This is a genomic window from Clostridium sp. LS (genome assembly GCF_002760435.1).
Taxonomy (GTDB): Bacteria; Bacillota; Clostridia; order Clostridiales; family Clostridiaceae; genus Clostridium.
The window spans coordinates 1-584 of record NZ_AUUU01000233.1 but is presented as its reverse complement, the minus strand read 5'-3'; the positions used below and the strand labels follow the sequence as shown (position 1 = coordinate 584).

1 protein-coding gene is annotated in these 584 nt (G+C 33.6%); it reads left to right on the top strand.

The features are described 5' to 3' along the window. Window positions 1-584, top strand: a 584-nt coding sequence (locus COL3_RS26800) for an Nramp family divalent metal transporter (RefSeq protein ID WP_180278001.1), incomplete at both ends; no start/stop codon positions are given.

Genomic DNA, 584 nt, shown 5'->3' with positions numbered 1-584 from the left:
TGTATGTCTGCAAAATTAGGAATTGCAACTGGACATAATTTACCTGAAATGTGTGGTATTATTTTTCCAAGAAAGGTTAATTGGTTCTTATGGATTTGTGCTGAATTGGCCGCAATGGCAACAGATTTAGCAGAATTTCTTGGTGGAACACTTGGGCTTTATCTATTATTTAGAATCCCTATGGTATATGCAGGTCTTCTTACAGGTATAATAACATACCTAATAGTTTACTTAGAAAAATATGGCCAAAGAATCGTAGAAGCAGTAATTACAGTATTAGTAGCAGTTATATGTATTGCCTACACCTTTGAATTATTTTTATCAAAACCTGATTGGAGTGCTGTTGGAATCCACGCCCTTATACCAATGTTACCTAATGGCCAGGCAGTATTAATAGCAGTTGGTATGCTAGGCGCTACTGTTATGCCTCATGTAATATATCTGCATTCTCAATTAGTGCAAAGTAGAAATAATACTAATGATACTACTGAAAAAAAATTAAAACATTTAAAGATGGAAAAAATAGATATAGCAATAGCAATGAATATAGCATTTATCGTTAATGCGGCTATGGTTGTAGTTTC